The organism is Eubacterium ramulus, from assembly GCF_045002895.1.
Taxonomy (GTDB): domain Bacteria; phylum Bacillota; class Clostridia; order Lachnospirales; family Lachnospiraceae; genus Eubacterium_I; species Eubacterium_I ramulus.
Map to the genome: position 1 here is coordinate 2,344,178 of NZ_CP173382.1, position 18,024 is coordinate 2,362,201.

Genomic DNA, 18,024 nt, shown 5'->3' on the forward strand with positions numbered 1-18,024 from the left:
CCTTTATAACTGATTCCGTCGTATCACGGTAATGATTTTTCCTCTTATCTCCTGTGTATCCACCGCTCCAAAATAGCGGCTGTCCGTTGCTCCTTCCCGGTGATCTCCCAGAACAAAACATTCCCCTTCCTGCAGTTGCAGCGGGTATTTCACCTCACTCTCATACTGCGGTGTTTCATAAAAAATATTTTGCTCCAGCACAATACTTCCATTCACTTTTACCGTTCCTTCCTCTGTAATTTCTACCGAATCGCCTCCTTTCGCAATGACGCGATCTACATACTGCTTCCCATTCTTGTTGCAGATTATGATATCCCCCGCCAACGGTTGTTTATCCAGACGATAATACAATACCAGATCTCCGGCGCTGATCCGCGGCGCCATATCCTCGCTTTTGACTGTGGTAATTCCAAATATACAGCCAAACAACAGATATAAAATACCGATGAGGATCAACAAACGGATCAGAAACCACCGCCACTGCGCACACAGGCTTTCTGAATCCGGGCGCATGGATCGCCTGCCCATTCTGTTTCCTTTCCTTTCATTTCCTCTAATTTTCAAAATCTCTTCCACATCATGATACTTCTTCCATTTTTCAACTTTTCTGTCATTATCCCTACAAAATGCTATCTGTATCCTTGATCCGCATTCTTTTCAGCGAAACGATTTTCTCTGCCTGAAAAAAATCAGATATCCCGTACCTGCTCCACACAGTATCATAAACACAGCAGCCAGCGGAGCTGCTGTCCCCTGAATTCCGGTTGGCGGCAGCACAATATCGTAGGTGTATGTGTTTACGATCTCAGCCGTGGCTGTTTTCTGATCCTGCACCGTGACAGTTCCTTTCGTTGCCTCTTCGCCGTTAAACGTGGAATCTACCCGATAATCCGGCAAACCGGAAGGCAGGATTTCTTCAATACGATACGTTCCTGCTGCCACATTTGTCTCTGTGTATGTGCAGGAATAGGAACCATCCTCATTACGGCTGAACTGATTTAATGCTACCAGCTTCTCCTTCTGATCCGGTGCAGTGATTTTTAACTGCAGACTGTAATCCGCTGCATTGTCCTCCGGCAGACCACGTATTGTTTTTGTGATCTGCAGATGACCGGTATCCGGATTCGGATCCGGCAGCGTCTCACTGAACGATACATCATCCAGATGATTACCAACCGTTCCTGCTTTTGCATCACTGCGTCCACTTTTGTCATAGGCTGTTTCGCCTGCCACAAAGAAAAAACGGGTCAGATACTGATTTTCGCTGACATCATAGTCCCCGGTGTGACGATACCACTTTACATTATCATCCGTAATTGTTGCTACGGATGCTCCCGGATATTTCCCGGTGTTGCTCCGTACATTTGCTATGACATCCTGTACGGCACTCTGAGTATCCACATGGTACTGTTTTGCCAGTTTTGTAGACATGATCAACACATACATCGTATCTGTCTGACTGCTGTCATAGGCTGTTGTTCCACGCCCCCGATGATACAGCTGCCAGTACAGCTTCGCCCCCGGTGTGGTCAATACATCCTGATACAGCGCACCTGGTTCGTTTGCATTCAATTCTGCAAACTGTGTTTCACTGGCTGCTGCCTCTACGTTATGCCAATCCAGGGACTGCCGCGCATGTGTCTTTCCTGTATTTTTGTCATACTTATCTGTGGCAGCACTGACATATTCGATCTGCGCATCCGAGGCAGTAGTTTTCCATATCAGCCCCGGGGTTCCATTGAAATAATACGGCTGATAACCGGTGCTTCGTGTCGCAGCCGGTGTCTCAAAATCTCCGTTTTCCAATTGGTTGTAGTAGCTGACCTGAAGTGCCGCAGATTCCGCCAGCAGCTGACCGGAAGCATCCTTTCCCTGAACCTTATAGTAACAGCGGGCACCTTTATCCAACGCCACATTCAGTGCGGTTCCATCTTCCGATATATTATAGGAATTTCCGGTTACTTTATGGCGCTCCACCCTTGTCCAGGTATTGCTCCCTTCCGCATGTTTGTACCATTCCAGTGTGATACCATTCGATACATTACCGGACAGCTGTGCTGTCAATGTGCCGGTATTCTCGATGTCATCCTGAATGGCGACTGTGATGCTGCCTGCAGCATTCTGTGCATCTTTTTCTTCATCTGAATCATTCACAGTTTCACCTGTTTGATTCTCGGAAGATATTTTTTCCTGCAAAGCATCGTTTCCCTCTGTCTTATCACTCTCTCCTTTCCGAGATTCTTCCTGTTGCAGCTCATTCGAACTTATCTCTGGTATCTCCTGTTGCAGTACCTCCGAACTTATCTCTGGTATCTCCTGTTGCAGTACCTCCGAACTTATCTCTGGTATCTCCTGTTGCACATTTTCTTCCGTGGATGCAGCCGCTCCCACATCATCTTCTTTCTGCGTACTCTCCTCCTGTATCACAACCGTCTGTGCCTTATCAGAACTACCTGCTTTCGTAGATTCTTCTGCCTGCACAGATGCCCCGGTCAGTGAAAAAAAAAGCAGCAACGCCAGTAAAAATGTGAGAGGTCTTTTGCATTTTTTCCGCATTTCACCATCTCCATTCCCGAAATAAAGCCGGATTCCCTGTAACCCAAAGTTCCACTTTTATTTCTAGGTAATTTATATGCAGAAAGGCAAAAAAATATGACAGGAAATTTGAAAAATTTTCCTGCCATACAATATTTTATTCATTTATAATCTACGCATAGACTCGTTTTTAAATGCATCCCGCTCCCTGCTTTTCTGAATTTTTTCCAACATCGCCGGAATGTCCCGGTTCAGATTTCCTGCCAGGGAAATATAATTGGAAGCGTGATTGGAACGAAATACGGTTCCTTCCGAATCCACATGTGTTAAAAACAGCTCCATCTCTTCCAGCACCTGTGCCGGTGTCAGAAGCTGCATCGTTCCTGCTTTTACTTCCTGTAGCATCGGTGCTCCCGGCTCCAGAAGCAAGGTCAGAAATCCCAGATAGTCCGGTTTCATGGCTGTAATTAATTTTGCCGAGGCAACCGCATGTTCTTCCAACATTTTCTGCCCACCAAGACCGGAGATCAGTGTCACACTGAGGCGGATCCCGGTTCCGCGCAGACGCTCCGCTGCCCGCACATATTCCTCCACCGTCACACCTTTGTGGATATGTTTCAGAATCTCCGGGCTTCCGGATTCTGCCCCCAGATAGATCATATCCAGACCAAGTTCATGTAACTCCTGAAGTTCCTCTTTTGATTTTTGCAAAATATCCTGTGCGGTTCCATAAGAAGTAATGCGCTCTGTCTTCGGAAAATACTGTCTGCACAGACGTAAGATCGTACACAGTTTTTCCTGTGACAGCACAAGTGCATCACCGTCTGCCAAAAAGATCCGCAGACTGCGGTTTCCGTAATAGCTTCGTGCTTCTTTTAAATCCTCTTCCACTTCACGCAAAGGCTTTACATGAAAGCTTTTTTCTTTGTACATTGTACAAAATGTGCAGTGATTATGTGCACATCCCACAGTCACCTGCAAGATCAGGCTGTACGCCTCACTTGGCGGACGGTAAATCATTCCATCGTAATTCATATGTCTCTTCTTTCCTTCTGCGGCACCAGGAAGATAAATATCAGTGAACTAAACAGCAGCAGAATCGGATAAAACAGCTTCGGCATGATCTGAAATGCCGACAGATCGTATCCCAGTTCATGCGCCGCTGAAATCGCCACCAACATCTGTGCACCATACGGAATAATCCCCTGGGAAACAGCAGAAAATGTATCCAGGATCGACGCTGTCTTTCGCGGTGTAATCCCATACTCTTCCGCCATCTCTTTTGCAATCGGATTTGCCATAACGATGGCCACGGTATTATTTGCGGTCGCCACATCCATGGCTCCAACCAGCAGTCCCATTCCAAGCTGACCGCCTTTTTTTCCCTTAAACACTTTATGGATGCCCGCCAGTAATGCATCAAATCCGCCATATTCCCGGATCAATGCACAAAGTGCTGCCACAAGGATCGCCACCATACTGGTCTCGAACATCCCGGAAGCACCGTTTCCGACATTTGCCAACAGATCTGCCGGACTGATATGGCCCGCCGCCAGCATAATGATCGCACCGGACACAATTCCGATCAGTAACACGACAAACACATTGACACCGATGATGCCACCCACCAGTACCAGAATATACGGCACGATCTGAAGCAGATGATAACTCTCTGTCACGGATCCGGAAATGTCCGTCCGGAAAGACAGAATTAAAATCAGAAGTAATGTCGCAACCGCTGCCGGAAGTGCAATCCAGAAATTTTCCCGGAACTTGTCCTTCATCGCACATCCCTGCCCGTTACAGGCTGCAATCGTCGTATCCGAAATAAAAGACAGATTATCACCAAACATGGATCCGCCAATGACCGACGCCACACAAAGCGGAAGACCAAAGCCGGAAGCAGCTGATACCGCTACCGCAATTGGTGTCAGCAAGGTGATCGTTCCTACTGATGTTCCCATGGCAAGTGAAACAAAACATGCCACACCAAATAAAACGGCCACAGAAAACCTCGTCGGAATGATCGACAACATAAAATATGCGACACTTTCCGCACTACTGCGACCAACCACACCGACAAACACGCCTGCAGTCAGAAAGATCAGCAGCATTGTAATAATATTTTTATCTGCCAGTCCCTGCGCCATAATGCCAAGCTTTTCTTCAAAACTGACCTTTTGATTTTGCAGACATGCCACCAGAATTGCCACTAAAAAAGCAAACACAATCGGTACATTGTAAAATCCCATTGGAATCTTCATAATATATTCAAATAAAATACCCAGTCCCAAATACAGAACTAAAAACACCGCAATTGGCAATAACGCAATTGCTCTCCCTTTTTTCACTTATATATTCCCTTCCTCTCTTTATTTTTCATGGAAAAGCTCAATTTCTTCGCCAACCGGTCCACGACAGAACGCAATACGTGCCGGGAACGGAATCTCAGATGCGATTTCGATATCCTTCGGCTTTACAAATAGAATGCTACCGCATAAATTTCATGCGATAGCATTCTTCTCATCTTTTACAAAAATGAATTTTTTTAAATATTCAACAGATCACTGTACACTTTCAGTGCTCCGTCAGTCTCATGTGCAAGTACACGTTTTGCCAGCACTTTACCAAGCTGTACACCTTCCTGATCAAAACTGTTTACATTCCATACAAATCCCTGGAACATTACTTTGTTCTCGAAGTGCGCCAGTAATGCACCCAATGTCTTCGGTGTCAGCTGCTCACCGATGATGATGCTGGAAGGACGTCCGCCCTCGAAGTTTTTATTGCGATTTTCATCTTCTTTACCGCAGGCAAATGCAACGATCTGAGCAGCCACATTTGCACACAGTTTCTGCTGGCTTGTGCTGTCCTGAATTACGACATCTGTACCGATCTGGTTGTTTTTGAATCCGATAAACTGAAGCGGTACGATGTCTGTTCCCTGATGCAGTAACTGATAGAAGGAATGCTGTCCGTTTGTACCAGGCTCACCAAAGATCACCGGTCCGGTTACATAATCAACCGGCTCTCCGAAACGGTTGACAGATTTTCCGTTGGACTCCATATCAAGCTGCTGTAAATGTGCCGGGAAACGGCTCAGTGCCTGAGAATATGGAAGAACTGCTGTGGACGGATAACCAAGTACGTTACGCTCGTATACACCGATCAGTGCATCCAGCATTTCCGGGTTCTTTAACAAATCTTTGTTTGTAGCTGCTTTATCTACTTCTGCTGCACCAGCCAGAAACTCTGCGAATACATCCGGTCCGAACGCCAGAGATAATACAGCACCGCCAACTGCGGATGTAGAAGAATAACGACCGCCGATGTAATCATCCATAAAGAATGCTGCCAGATAATCATCGCTCTTAGCCAGCGGAGATGTCTCACTTGTTACAGCGATCATATGCTTGGAAGCATCCAGACCTGCTTTTGCAAGAGCATCTTTTACAAAGGATTCGTTTGTAAGTGTCTCTAAGGTTGTACCTGATTTGGAAACCAGAATGAAGATGGAGTGTGCCACATCAATGGAATTTAATACGGCTGCTGCATCATCCGGATCCACATTGCTGATGAATTTTGCTTCCATTTTGAATTTGTTATTTACTTTTGCCCAGTTCTCTAATGCAAGATACATGGCACGCGGACCTAAATCACTTCCGCCGATACCGATCTGAACAACGGTTGTAAATTTCTCGCCCACTGCATTTGTGATCTCGCCTGCATGTACTTTGTTTGCAAAATCAGCGATCTTCTGCTGCTGTGCTACATAAAACTCACGTTTATTTACGCCTTCAGCCACTACGTCATCGCCTAACTGGCCACGGGTAAGCTGGTGAAGTACCAGACGGTTCTCTCCTGTATTGATCACTGCTCCGTTGTACAGAGACTCATATTTTTCAATCAACTGTGCTTCCCCGGCAAGTTTTGCCAGCGCTGCAAGCACTTTATCATCAACTGCTTTTGCAGCATAATTATAAGTAAGACCATCCATCATCGGAATGCTGTAATTTTTTACACGTTCTGCGCCGTTTTCTCCGGACATTGCCTCTGCCACATTGACAGGCTCTACTTTTTTCAGCTCCTCGTAGGAAGCAAGGGTATCTAAATTTTTCCAGTTAAGCATCATAGATTCCTCCTCATATCTGTTTTCCAGTTTCTTTGTTATAATTCTAACAATCTACAGAAATTATACTATTAAATTCGCTGAAATTCAACTAAGCAAAGGTATTTTTTTACGCAAAATCGCCTGAAATTTTATCATTACAATTCACTCAGCATATTTCTCCATATATCGATCATGCTGACATACAGTAACACCAAAACTTCAGGCGATAAATTTTCTATTTTTATCTGGATACAATCTTATAATATGCTCTGGATGTAATCCGGAAAACCAGATAGTAAATCGCGGTAAACACCAGAATTGTAACAAGCAGACAGGTCACAAACAATGGCACATTCGTCAGGTTCAGCATTGCCAGCAGCCGTCGGATCATCGGAAACGCTGCTGCCACATGCACAGCTGCCATCACCAGCGGCAGGAAAAATACGATTCGGATCTGTGACTGGATCGATGCCTTTACTTCTGCATTGCTCATACCTACCTTTTCCATAATAATATAACGCTCTCTGTCATCATACCCTTCGGAAATCTGTTTGTAAAAAATGATCATAACCGTAACCATCAGAAACATAATGCCAAGGAACAGCCCTAAGAAAAACAGTCCTCCATATAAAACATAAAAACTTTTTTCATTTTCGGTTCTGCTGCACAGATAACCGGAATCATCCAGACCATGAGCGGAAATCGCCTTACTGACGGCATCTTCACACGCCAGTTTTTCTTCTTTTGTTCCATCATATTCAAAATTCATTTCTGTCCGATAAAGCGAATACATACCGGAACCATCTGCATTTGCTCCTGCCGCTATTTGCAATTCATACATCCGGCTCAAGGTAGCTTCATCCGCAACCACATAAAGACTATCCTTCACCGAAAGATGAGTATCCGCTTCTAATTCATACCTGAAACTGTGATCTACTGCAAAATCCTGTCCGAGATAGCAAAATACACTTTCATCGTACCCGTTTTTACTATAAATGTCGATTTTGCCAGCTTCCGGTTCCGGAACATCTGCTGGTTTCAGGGAACTGTCATAGGCAAGCAGATTTTCTCTCGTCAGAAAAGTGATTTCCGACAAATCCGCAAAGTCCGTATCATGATCAATGAACTCAAACATGGAACCCTCTCTCTTCATAAATAACTGAAAGTAACTGAACATCGAAGAATCCGTCATTTCCCTGCCCTGCTTTGCGATTGTATCTGCAATCGTCTGATAAATCTCCTGACAGTCTGGATATTCCTCTATTTTATCTGCATCTACGCTATAGGATAACTCATACGGATACCGCTCTTTCAGCTCATCATCCACACCGGCAAACATACTGACCGTCATGGAGATCATCACCAGCACCATGGTAGACAACACACAGATGCTTGCCAATCCGGCCGCATTCTGTTTCATACGATATAACATACCGGATACCGCCGTAAAATGCTTTTTATTATAGTAAAACTTTTTGTTTTTACGCAGCATTTTCAAAATAGCAATACTTCCTGCGGTAAACAGAAAATAAGTTCCAACAATTACTAGAACAACTGCAAGGAAAAATTTCATCAGCACTTCCATTGGATTTTCTGTGGTAATTGCAATATAGTAAGCCACAGCCAGACATGCGGCTCCTGCAACTGCCATCACACCTTTGGTCTTTGGTTCTTTTTCTCCCACATTTCCTCCGTGCAGTAATTCGATCGGATTTGCCAGACGGATCTGCAGCAGATTGTAGAGCAACGTAAGCATATATAATACACCAAAAACAATGACCGCCCACGCAATTCCTGCTTTGGCAATATAAAATGATACACTCTCCTGAAATCCCAGCATACGGTAAAGCAGCATCAGGATCAGTTTGGAAAATATAATACCTGATAAAATACCACCTGCGATGGCAAGCATTGCCACAAAAACAGTTTCCAACCCAAGAACTCTCGCAATGTGTCGTTTTTCCATACCCAGGATATTGTACACACCAATCTCTTTTTTCCGGCGTTTGATAATAAAACTATTGGTATAAAAAATGAAAATATAAGCAAAAATAGTAATAATACCGACACCAAGCGCCATAATTGTTTTCAGGTTTACGGATCCCGGAATACTTTTCAGTCCCGGATTATTGTTGATAAACATCATCAGGTAAAACATCATCACCGTAACGATGCCTGAAATAATGTATGGCAGATACAGCTGCCGGTTATTCTGAATATTTGTCTTTGCCAGACGTACATAAATATTATTCATGCTCTTCACCACCTGTCGTCAATACGGTCAACGCATCGGAAATCTTCACATATAACTGCTCATTTGTCGCGTTTCCCCGATAAATCTGATGGAACACTTCACCGTCTTTTATAAATAGAATGCGGTTTGCGTGGCTTGCCGCCTTTGTACTGTGCGTTACCATTACAACGGTCTGTCCTTCTGCATTGATCTGTGAAAAAAGCTTCAACAGTCCGTCCGTTGCCCTGGAATCCAGCGCGCCCGTCGGTTCATCCGCAAGAACCAGTTCCGGGTTGGTGATCAGTGCACGGGCTACTGCTGCACGCTGTTTCTGCCCGCCGGACACTTCATATGGATATTTTTCCAGAAGTTCGGTAATTTCAAGCTTCTGCGCAATCGGACGGATGCGTTTTTCCATCTCCTTGTAATCCACACCAGAAAGTACCAGTGGGAGAAAGATATTATCCTTTAGGGAAAAATTATCCAAAAGATTAAAATCCTGAAATACAAATCCCAGATGATCCCGGCGGAACGCAGAAATCTCTTTTTCCTTTACAGATACCAGATTTTTCCCGTTCAGCAAAACCTCTCCTGAGGTTGGTTTATCCAGCGCTGCCAGAATGTTCAGCAAGGTTGTTTTTCCGGAACCGGATTCCCCCATGATCGCCACATACTCGCCTTTTTCTACGGAAAAGTTGATGTTACTCAACGCCTGCACCTGATTGCCGCCAAATCGTGTCGTATATATTTTTTTCACATTATTTACTTCCAAAATTGCCATGATAGTCACTCCTTTGCTGTGTTCTGTCCGACATTTCATAATTTTCATAATTTCATGTTTTGCAGAATGTTTTTCTTTGTTATTTCAGCATGCTTGTTTCTTTGTTGAGACTATCATAACAAAAGGCAGAAATGCAATCCATTGATTTGGCTTACATTTCTGCCTCTAATCTTACATTTTTGTAAGATGCGGATGTGAATCGATAAGATAGGAAAAAATATCACAGAGTATGCATTTCTTCAACATTATTTATTCTGAATTTATACGTTTCTTCAAAGTTTTTGTCAGATGCCCTACAATACGTTCTTCGCTTCTTTCCACTTACCATCTCTGAGCAGTGCATGGATCCGCACTTCCTTTTCCACACGGATGCGCTCTGCCTCAAAAATATCGCTCTCAAAATATTTTTTATAAATACTCTTGCGATATGCTCTGCCACTCTGTTCACGGACCGTGCCATTCTCAAGTAATAAAATGCGGTCTGCACAGTTTGCAACGGTATAGAAATCATGTGTTACCATAAGTACCGTTCCCTGATACTCTTTGATCGCTTTTTCAAGGGCAATCTGCGCATAGGTATCCAAATGGCTGGACGGTTCATCCAGGAACAGTATTTCCGCATCTGACTCGCACAATGCTCTGAGCTGTTTGATATTCCGCTCGCCACCGGAAAGCTGCTCCGAATCGTCGTCAAAAATCTGAGTGTAATAACCGATACGGTCAGCATCTGACTTCATGCTCTCATAAATATCCTTCAGCATACTGGATTTTCCGGTTCCGTTTGCACCAACGATGGCCACTTTCTCACCAGCCTTAATATCAAAGGAAACATTTTTCAGTAAGTCCCGGTCAAAGGAAAGTGCATAATCTTTCACGGAGATCACAACCGGTGCATGATCCGGCTCAAAATCCTCCGGCAGTTCCACCTTAGGGAAGGTAAAGTCATAACCATGATTTTCAATAAACGGATTCTTACACTGTCTTGCCTGAAGCCGCTCCAGATAAGATACTCGGGCTTTGAGCTGTCTTCCTTTTGCCGGATTATCAATATAAGTTGCTTCTGAACGGATCTTCTCGATCAGCTTCTCCTGCACGGCGATCCACTCAGCATCTTTTGTAGCCTGCTCTGCCATCTGCACTTTTGTCTCAAGCATCGCCTGATTATATTCTGTAAAAGTGCCCGGGAACTCCTGCAGTTCCTTGTTTTCCAGATGCAGGATCTTATCAAAGCACTGGCTTAACAGCAGTCGGTTATGTGAAATCGCAATGATGGTTCCCTCATAATTGTTGATCAGTTTGGAAAGACCGATGATATTCTCAAAATCAAGAAATACATCCGGCTCATCCATGATCAGAAGCTGCGGTTTCAAAAGCATACTCCGGATGATAGATAAAAGCTTGAACTCTCCACCGGAAATTTTTGTGACAGAAGTGTCTTCCAGTGCTGTCATCCCTGCAATTGCAAGTTCTTTTCGGATATTGGAATCATAATTGTATGCGTCAATGGCATCCATCTCATCCAATACTTTCTGATAACGGCCATAAACTTCGTCCATATCTTCTGAAGTCTCCATCTCCGCACAGATTGCCTCTGATTTTTTCTGCAGTTCCACAAATGGTTTTGCCAGAAAATCAAAAGCGGAAATTTCTTCTGCTTCATGCTTTACAAACTGCGGAATATAACCGATCCGTGCGGCTTCATCCTTCTCAATTTTTCCGTCGTATAAATAGTCATCCGTGTGGATGATCATGTCGATCAGTGTACTCTTGCCGGTGCCGTTGCTGCCAATGAGTGCTGCGTGATCGCCCTCCACGATTTCAAAACAAATCTCATTATATAAATCCTTCTGTGGAAATCCAAAGGAAACATCTGTAAATTTAATCATTCTGTTCTATCCCTCTTATTTTTCTTCAAGTTCTTCTGATTTTTCTGTTTCACATTCCTGTCTTTCAAGCAGAAACCATATCCCACTCAAAAAGCACTGTTACTCATTATTTCGTTTATTTTATCAGCAAATCTTTTTCGAAACAACTAGAATTTCAAACAAACATAATTTCAAATTTTTTTTTAATTTTTACAAAATGCAACAGAAAAGCCCCCGGCATTTCTGCCGGAGACTTCCCGTTTTCCTGTTCTATATTGCCTTATATCAAATGTAAGATGATTCCCGCCTCAATAAGCAGTGAACAATAAGACCTATCAATGGCGATTTCCCTTAATCAGATTAAAATTGAACCTGTCCATTTACCACGCGGTAGTTTACTCCACCGTAATTTACATAACCGGTAAATCCAAAGTCTACCTGACCTCCGGTGATCTTCCACCAGCCGTATGCGTTTGGTGCAAGACTGTTGTAGTTGAAGTTGATGGCTCCGTTTTCCACATACCACCAGCCATATGCATTCTGCACCAGTCCGGTTGCCTGGAAATTGATGGCTCCACCTTCCACGTACCACCAGCCGTATGCGTTCTGTACCAGTCCGGTGTAACCGAAGTTGATAGCACTTCTTTCTACATACCACCAGCCGTATTTGCTGTCGTATACAAGACCATTTGCTGCAAAGCTTACTGCTCCGTTTTCCACGTACCACCAACCATAGGTGTTCGGTGCAAGTCCGGTATAATTGAAGTCTACGATACCATCTTCGTTAATGTACCACCAGCCGTATGCATTACCTGCTACGGTTACCTGTTTCTGAACTACGCCGTTTACCAGGTTGTACCATGCATTACCTACCTGAACCACGCCTGTGATGTACTGACGCTGTCCGTCTACATAATATACATCCTCACCATCCACATTGTAGATACCGGTCTGGTAAGAACTTACGGTTGTGCTTGCGATGCATGCTGTATTTTCCAGTACAGTTGCATATACATCAACGGTATAATCTGCATTCAGATCAAGATCATCTGTCGGAATGGAGATAGTATTGGTCAGTGTTGTTGCTGCTCCTGCGGTCTGATAATCTGTTACATCAGCTACTTTTACGCCATTCTGAGTAACTACGACTTCTACCGGGATGCTCAGATCCGGTGTGGAAACTGTGCCATCCAGAGCCATTACCTGATTGAGGTAATCAGAAACCTTATCTCCTACTGCAACATTGTATGTTACTTCCAGTTTGTCTGTTACATTTACGTCTGCAGTTCCGCTCAGGATTTCTGCAGAATCTTCTGTATGATACATATGACCTGTTACATATGCAAGAGATGGTACAAACTGCGGCAGATAGAAAATATTATCATGTGCGCCCACGTCGATCAGATGGAAATGCTCCACTCCTTTTTCTGTCAGCACGCGGCTTAACAGTTCCTGATCATCATAAAATGCATACATATCCTGATTTCCGCATGCAAGGAATACGGAGAACTGATTCAGATATCCGTCCGGAGTCTGTGCTGCTGCCGTGTATCCATTTTCTACCATACGGATCGCACCATAGAAACTGATGACACCGGAGAACAGATCAGAATTGAACATCCCGATATTTACGGATCCGCCACCGCCCATGGAGCAGCCGGATGTCATGCGATATCTCTCATCATCAATGGTGCGATACCGTTTATCAACGGTCGGAAGCAGATCATCGGTAACCATATCCGCATATTTTCCGCCCCAGAAGCTTGATTTCGTCGGATCATCCGGGATGACTACAATCATCGGCTCGATCTCTCCGGCTGCAATCGCTTCATCCAGCACCTGGTCAATTTTGTCAATGGCATATGTCGTACTCTGGCTGTTGATTCCATGGAGCAGATATAAGGTCGGATAACGCTGTGCATTTCCTTCCTCATAATATCCTTCCGGCAGATATACACGGAATGTCTGTGTTGTTCCGTCCAGTGCCTCGGATACATAATCATCCTGGAAAAATCTGGAATGGCTTCCGTACATGATTGTCTGTCCATCTTCTACTTTGTAATATTCGGATACTTCCGGATCGTTCAGGATTTCAACGGTCTCACCGTCTTTTTCGCCTGTGATCACGCGGGCTGCCTGATAATTATACAAATCTCCATCCACAAATACGCCCACACCGGTATCGGTAACTTTGATATTGTCGTATATATTCATCCAGTCAGATGCCTGTGCCACACGTCTTGCTCTGTCATATCCGGACTCGTAATACTCTACACTGAGTGTATTCTGGTAAGCCTCGATATTCTCTGTTTCCAGAGCATTCTGCTGTGCAGCTGCCGCCTCTTTTACCGCACCGGCGATATCATCAGAAGCGTATACGGATGGTTTGCCTGCTGCTTTATTGTAAGCTGCTACGGTATAGATTCCTACCGGTCCCTGATACCAACCGCCGCCACCGCTGCTGTTGCAGGTACGGATTGCAATGGTATTCTTTCCACCGTAATTCAGGACGCTGGAATCCAGTGCATATACATTATTTACATCCCACGGATTGGATCCGTCATAGAAGCCGACACCCTCATCGTTAAAGTTAATACCGTTGGAACCGATGAGTTTTCCATTGATATATACTTCATTTGACTCATCAAAACAGCCGACTGCCACAACCAGTCCCTCTGTCTTGAAATCTTTTTCTTCCGGCAGGTCAAAAGTTCTTACATACCATGCATATCCGGAATAGTTGGCATTTCCGCCCAGAGACTCATCAAAGTCTGCGGTCCACCAGCCCAGGCACGGCTGAACAACTCCCCAGCTTGTATACTCCTGCTCTGTGAGGTTTGCTACTTTATCCAGTTCTACGGTACTAGCATCATTGCGTGAGTATGGTTTGTAAGCTTTAAAATACCAGTCGCCCATCAGGTCAACCTGCTGCTCATCATCTGCTGTACCGGTATCCTGTACTGCCACCATGGACAAGTTGCCTGCCTGATGAGACATTCCCATAAAGGATACCTCTGCGGTCAGTGTGGTGTTGATTCCGTCTGCCATTTTTGCGGTATCCAGATCAAAGCCGATGTTTGTACTCTCACCTGCCGCAAGTTCTTTGACATTTTTTGTCTGAGTATCTAAGATCTCTCCGCTGTCCGGATCAGACATCTGAACAGTTACTTCCACTTCCGGCATTTCTTTTGCAAATTTTGCAATATCTTCTTTCATGGTCAGTGTCACTTCTGCTTTTGCGGATTTTACATCAGAGGTAACCGCCTGCGGTGTACAGCTGAGTGATGCGTCATATATATTTTCAGTAAATCTGGTGCTGAAACGGTTCATGGAACGTCCCAGTGCAGCGAGATAATAATCTGCATCCGCATTTCCTGCCAGTACCGCATATTCCACATATTGAAGATCGGATGTGGCTCCACCATAGTTTCTGTAACGCTCTGCAAGTGCGCCGTATGCACCGGAATTTACTTCCAGTTTGTAACCGATGTCTTTTGTTCCTCCGGCCACTGTCGTAGCTGCATCGCCATTCGGAGCGTCAATGTAATAATAGTAGTCACCGCTTCGGATCACAGAACTGTCCGGCAGATTGTCTGTAATGGCACCTTTTTCCAGATATGGATTTGCCTCACTGATAAAATCACCCATATGGGAACCCACACCATAGAACAGATCTGATTTTGCCACCAGTGCATTCTCATATGCCATGTAACCGCCTACGTTCACACCGAGGATCGCACGGTACTGTTTGTCCGGGATTACGGAATATTTTGCTTCCACATCCGCAACTACTTCTCCAAGCAGTGTGTCATAATCCTGTGTCTCGGTAAATTCCGGCATAACTACAACCATCGGAATGGCATCTTCGCCGTTCATAATGCTGTCCAGTGTCTCTGCAATTCCATCGTTGATATAAATGTCAGCACTGTAACCATCATACGGCATCAGATAAACGGTCGGATAACTCATATCCTCACTGTATCCATCCGGCAGATAGACTTTGTAGGTCACGATACCATCGTCCTTCACTGCGCCGCAAGTCGCAATGCCGTTCTCCTTCGTTCCGGTTGTCTCTGATACAATTTTTCCCGCTGTATCATCTGCTTTTACGACTTCTTTGCCGCCGTCCGTCGGTTCGTTCGCTGCTCCTGCTGCAAATACAGTTCCCGGCAGACAGGATGTGACCATTGCTGCTGACAACAGACACCCTAATACCTGTTTCGCTTTCATAAAACTCCTCCTTTTTCCCCAAAGCGGTTGATAGTTTTATTGTACAAATACAGGTACATTTTTAATACCCGGATTTTCACCCTTAAATTTGATCTTTTTTGACATTATCCCGATGTTCCCTGCGATACTGGGTCGGCGTCCGGTCAAATTCCTTCCGAAACTGCCGGTTGAAGTGTTCCAGGTTGTGGTAACCGATGATCTCGCAGATCTCCCCGACTTTCAGTCTGCTTTCCCGCAGCAGGCGGCAGGCAAGCTCCAGGCGGTATTTCACCAGAAGTTCCGTAAAGTTACACCCGGTATTGTGCTTTACCATTCTGCTGAAATACGATGTACTGTAATTGAAGTATGCCGCCGCATGTTCCAGCGTGGCATCCGCATAATGCTCCTGCAGATACCGCATAATCTTCAGTTCTTTTTGACTATTTTTGTCCGGAATATAATACTTATTGTAGTTTCTGAGTAAAAGAATAAACAGACATGACACCAGATGTTTTATCATTTTGTCATAATATTTGCGATGTTTATAATAATTCAGGAACATTGCCTTGATACAGCACTCAATCGTATCGTCTTCCTCATTTCCGGTACGGAAGAACAAATAATTGTTCTCCTTGTGCTCCAGCAGTGCATCCTGAAAAAAACGGGACAGCAGATTGTCCGAAGATAAAATATCAAAAAAAGTATACTGAAAGGTACTTTTCTTGAGCATGACATTGATCACGATGCCATCATCATTTATGACTTCCAGTGAATGGCAGACTCCATCCGGCAGGATACAGATATCACCGGGCTGCAACTCCATGACAGTTTCGCCGCTGACGCGGTGTCGTGCATGTCCGCTCACCACACATACAATCTCAAAATACCGGTGCGCATGCAGATAAGCCGGTGTATAACGGGAATGCTTCCACACCGCAATGTCCGTATTCAGATCAAAGATCGGTGTCGTTTCCCCGTAAATCTCAAAAGTGTCATACAGATCCGGAACCACAAGTCCTTCCTCCCGCAGATCCTCCACATTCAGCTGTGACAGAAATCTGCGGTATTCTGCCGGATTCCCCTTCTTTTTCTCATATAGCTCCTTATAAAAAAGTTCGTGTTTTTCCCACGCCAGTACGATCTCATCAAATCCTTCTATCATCGTTTTCCCAAACACTTTCCAAATCTTCTCCGATTTTTATTTCCACAATAACGCACATCCATCCGGTCAAATACACCTGCATCTTCTATTCCGCTATGCTTCATCGGTATCTCCGCTATATCTGATTAGGATATGCTTCCAGCAATGTCGTCAATGCCTCATTCTCCTCCGGCCAGACTGCCACCACATCAACGCCGCGTCCCTCGGGCAGCGGTATGCTTCGCAGTTCCCCGCTTCCCTGAATCGCCTCTTCCGACAACAAACAGTAGCCCCGTCCCAGTTTCACATAACTGAGTTCTGTTCCGATATTCTCCACGACTTCAATGGTTCCGGTATCCAATCCCAGCATCTCCAGCGTATCCAGCGAATGCTGAAACATCGTCGGACTCTGGCTCTTTTTGATCAGAATACAAGGCTCATCCCGGAAATCTTCCCAGACGGGCTGTTCTTTCTTTCCCGGCAGAGATTTGGCAGAATAGATCAAGGCACCTTTCCGATAAAGCAGCTCTTTCTTTAAAAATCCGTCCGTCTCTTCCCAGGAAGACCCCAAAGTCAGCCACAGGTCAATTTTTCCTTTTCGGAGGTATTCATTTCCTTCTACAAAATTACATTTGTGCAGCACCAGTTTCTGCTCCGGTGCTGCCTCTCTCAGATATTCGTACAGGGCTGGAAGAAAATCATCCGAATAAACACCGTCAAAGCAGCCGATATTCAGCAATGGTTTCTGTGCCCGCCCTGCAAGGACCGCATTCTTCTTGGCATTTTCCAATTCTTTTAATATATTTTTCAGATCCTTCTGAAACTGCATGCCAGCTCTGGTCAGGGTGACCCCTCTGGCCTGGCGTTCAAACAGCGGCAGACCGATCTCCTGTTCCAACAACGTGATCTGTTTGCTCAGTGCAGGCTGAGAAATGTAGAGTGATCTTGCAGCCGCCGTGATATTGCCGTGCTCTGCCACACTCAGAAAATACGATATCTGTTCCAGCCTCATATATCCTTCCTCCCAATATGCAAAACTCCATCATTCTCTCAGGCAGTGCTTGCACTCCTACTTAATAAAAGTGGGCATATTCTCGACTGAGATAAAATCAGTTTACACTTTTTTCCCCTCAGACGCAATAAATCCCG

General features: G+C 44.7%; 11 protein-coding genes. All 11 read right to left on the bottom strand.

Annotation, left to right across the window (positions count from 1 at the left end; all coding sequences use genetic code 11):
- Nucleotides 1-3: 3 nt before the first annotated feature.
- Nucleotides 4-528: a signal peptidase I gene (gene lepB, locus ACIRUQ_RS11025; RefSeq protein ID WP_022035475.1), complete on the bottom strand. Its 525-nt coding sequence runs from the start codon at nucleotides 526-528 to the stop codon at nucleotides 4-6.
- 129 nt (nucleotides 529-657) lie between these two features.
- Nucleotides 658-2,556, bottom strand: a complete 1,899-nt coding sequence (locus ACIRUQ_RS11030; protein ID WP_055290295.1) for a hypothetical protein — start codon at nucleotides 2,554-2,556, stop codon at nucleotides 658-660.
- 144 nt (nucleotides 2,557-2,700) lie between these two features.
- The gene (locus tag ACIRUQ_RS11035) at nucleotides 2,701-3,570 is read right to left on the bottom strand and encodes a radical SAM protein (RefSeq protein WP_055290294.1); all 870 of its coding nucleotides are present in this window, start codon (nucleotides 3,568-3,570) and stop codon (nucleotides 2,701-2,703) included.
- Nucleotides 3,567-4,886, bottom strand: a complete 1,320-nt coding sequence (locus ACIRUQ_RS11040; protein WP_055290293.1) for a Na+/H+ antiporter NhaC family protein — start codon at nucleotides 4,884-4,886, stop codon at nucleotides 3,567-3,569. Before ACIRUQ_RS11040 ends, ACIRUQ_RS11035 begins: the two co-directional genes overlap by 4 nt.
- A gap of 197 nt (nucleotides 4,887-5,083) precedes the next feature.
- Complete coding sequence (locus ACIRUQ_RS11045) at nucleotides 5,084-6,667, bottom strand: glucose-6-phosphate isomerase (RefSeq protein WP_341437875.1); 1,584 nt, start codon at nucleotides 6,665-6,667, stop codon at nucleotides 5,084-5,086.
- Between the two features lie 220 nt (nucleotides 6,668-6,887).
- Nucleotides 6,888-8,900, bottom strand: coding sequence for an ABC transporter permease (locus ACIRUQ_RS11050; protein ID WP_055290291.1), 2,013 nt, complete (start codon nucleotides 8,898-8,900; stop codon nucleotides 6,888-6,890).
- Entirely contained in the window at nucleotides 8,893-9,660 is a 768-nt protein-coding gene (locus tag ACIRUQ_RS11055) for an ABC transporter ATP-binding protein (protein WP_055290290.1), read from the bottom strand. The genes ACIRUQ_RS11050 and ACIRUQ_RS11055 overlap by 8 nt, the downstream gene beginning before the upstream one ends.
- A 293-nt stretch (nucleotides 9,661-9,953) precedes the next feature.
- Entirely contained in the window at nucleotides 9,954-11,546 is a 1,593-nt protein-coding gene (locus ACIRUQ_RS11060) for an ATP-binding cassette domain-containing protein (RefSeq protein ID WP_055290289.1), read from the bottom strand.
- A gap of 339 nt (nucleotides 11,547-11,885) precedes the next feature.
- On the bottom strand, nucleotides 11,886-15,755 hold the full coding sequence (locus ACIRUQ_RS11065; protein WP_055290288.1) for an alpha/beta hydrolase-fold protein: 3,870 nt from the start codon (nucleotides 15,753-15,755) through the stop codon (nucleotides 11,886-11,888).
- An 82-nt stretch (nucleotides 15,756-15,837) separates the two neighbouring features.
- Nucleotides 15,838-16,896: an AraC family transcriptional regulator gene (locus ACIRUQ_RS11070; protein WP_055290287.1), complete on the bottom strand. Its 1,059-nt coding sequence runs from the start codon at nucleotides 16,894-16,896 to the stop codon at nucleotides 15,838-15,840.
- A 115-nt stretch (nucleotides 16,897-17,011) separates the two neighbouring features.
- Nucleotides 17,012-17,887, bottom strand: coding sequence for a LysR family transcriptional regulator (locus tag ACIRUQ_RS11075; RefSeq protein WP_055290286.1), 876 nt, complete (start codon nucleotides 17,885-17,887; stop codon nucleotides 17,012-17,014).
- Nucleotides 17,888-18,024 lie beyond the last annotated feature (137 nt).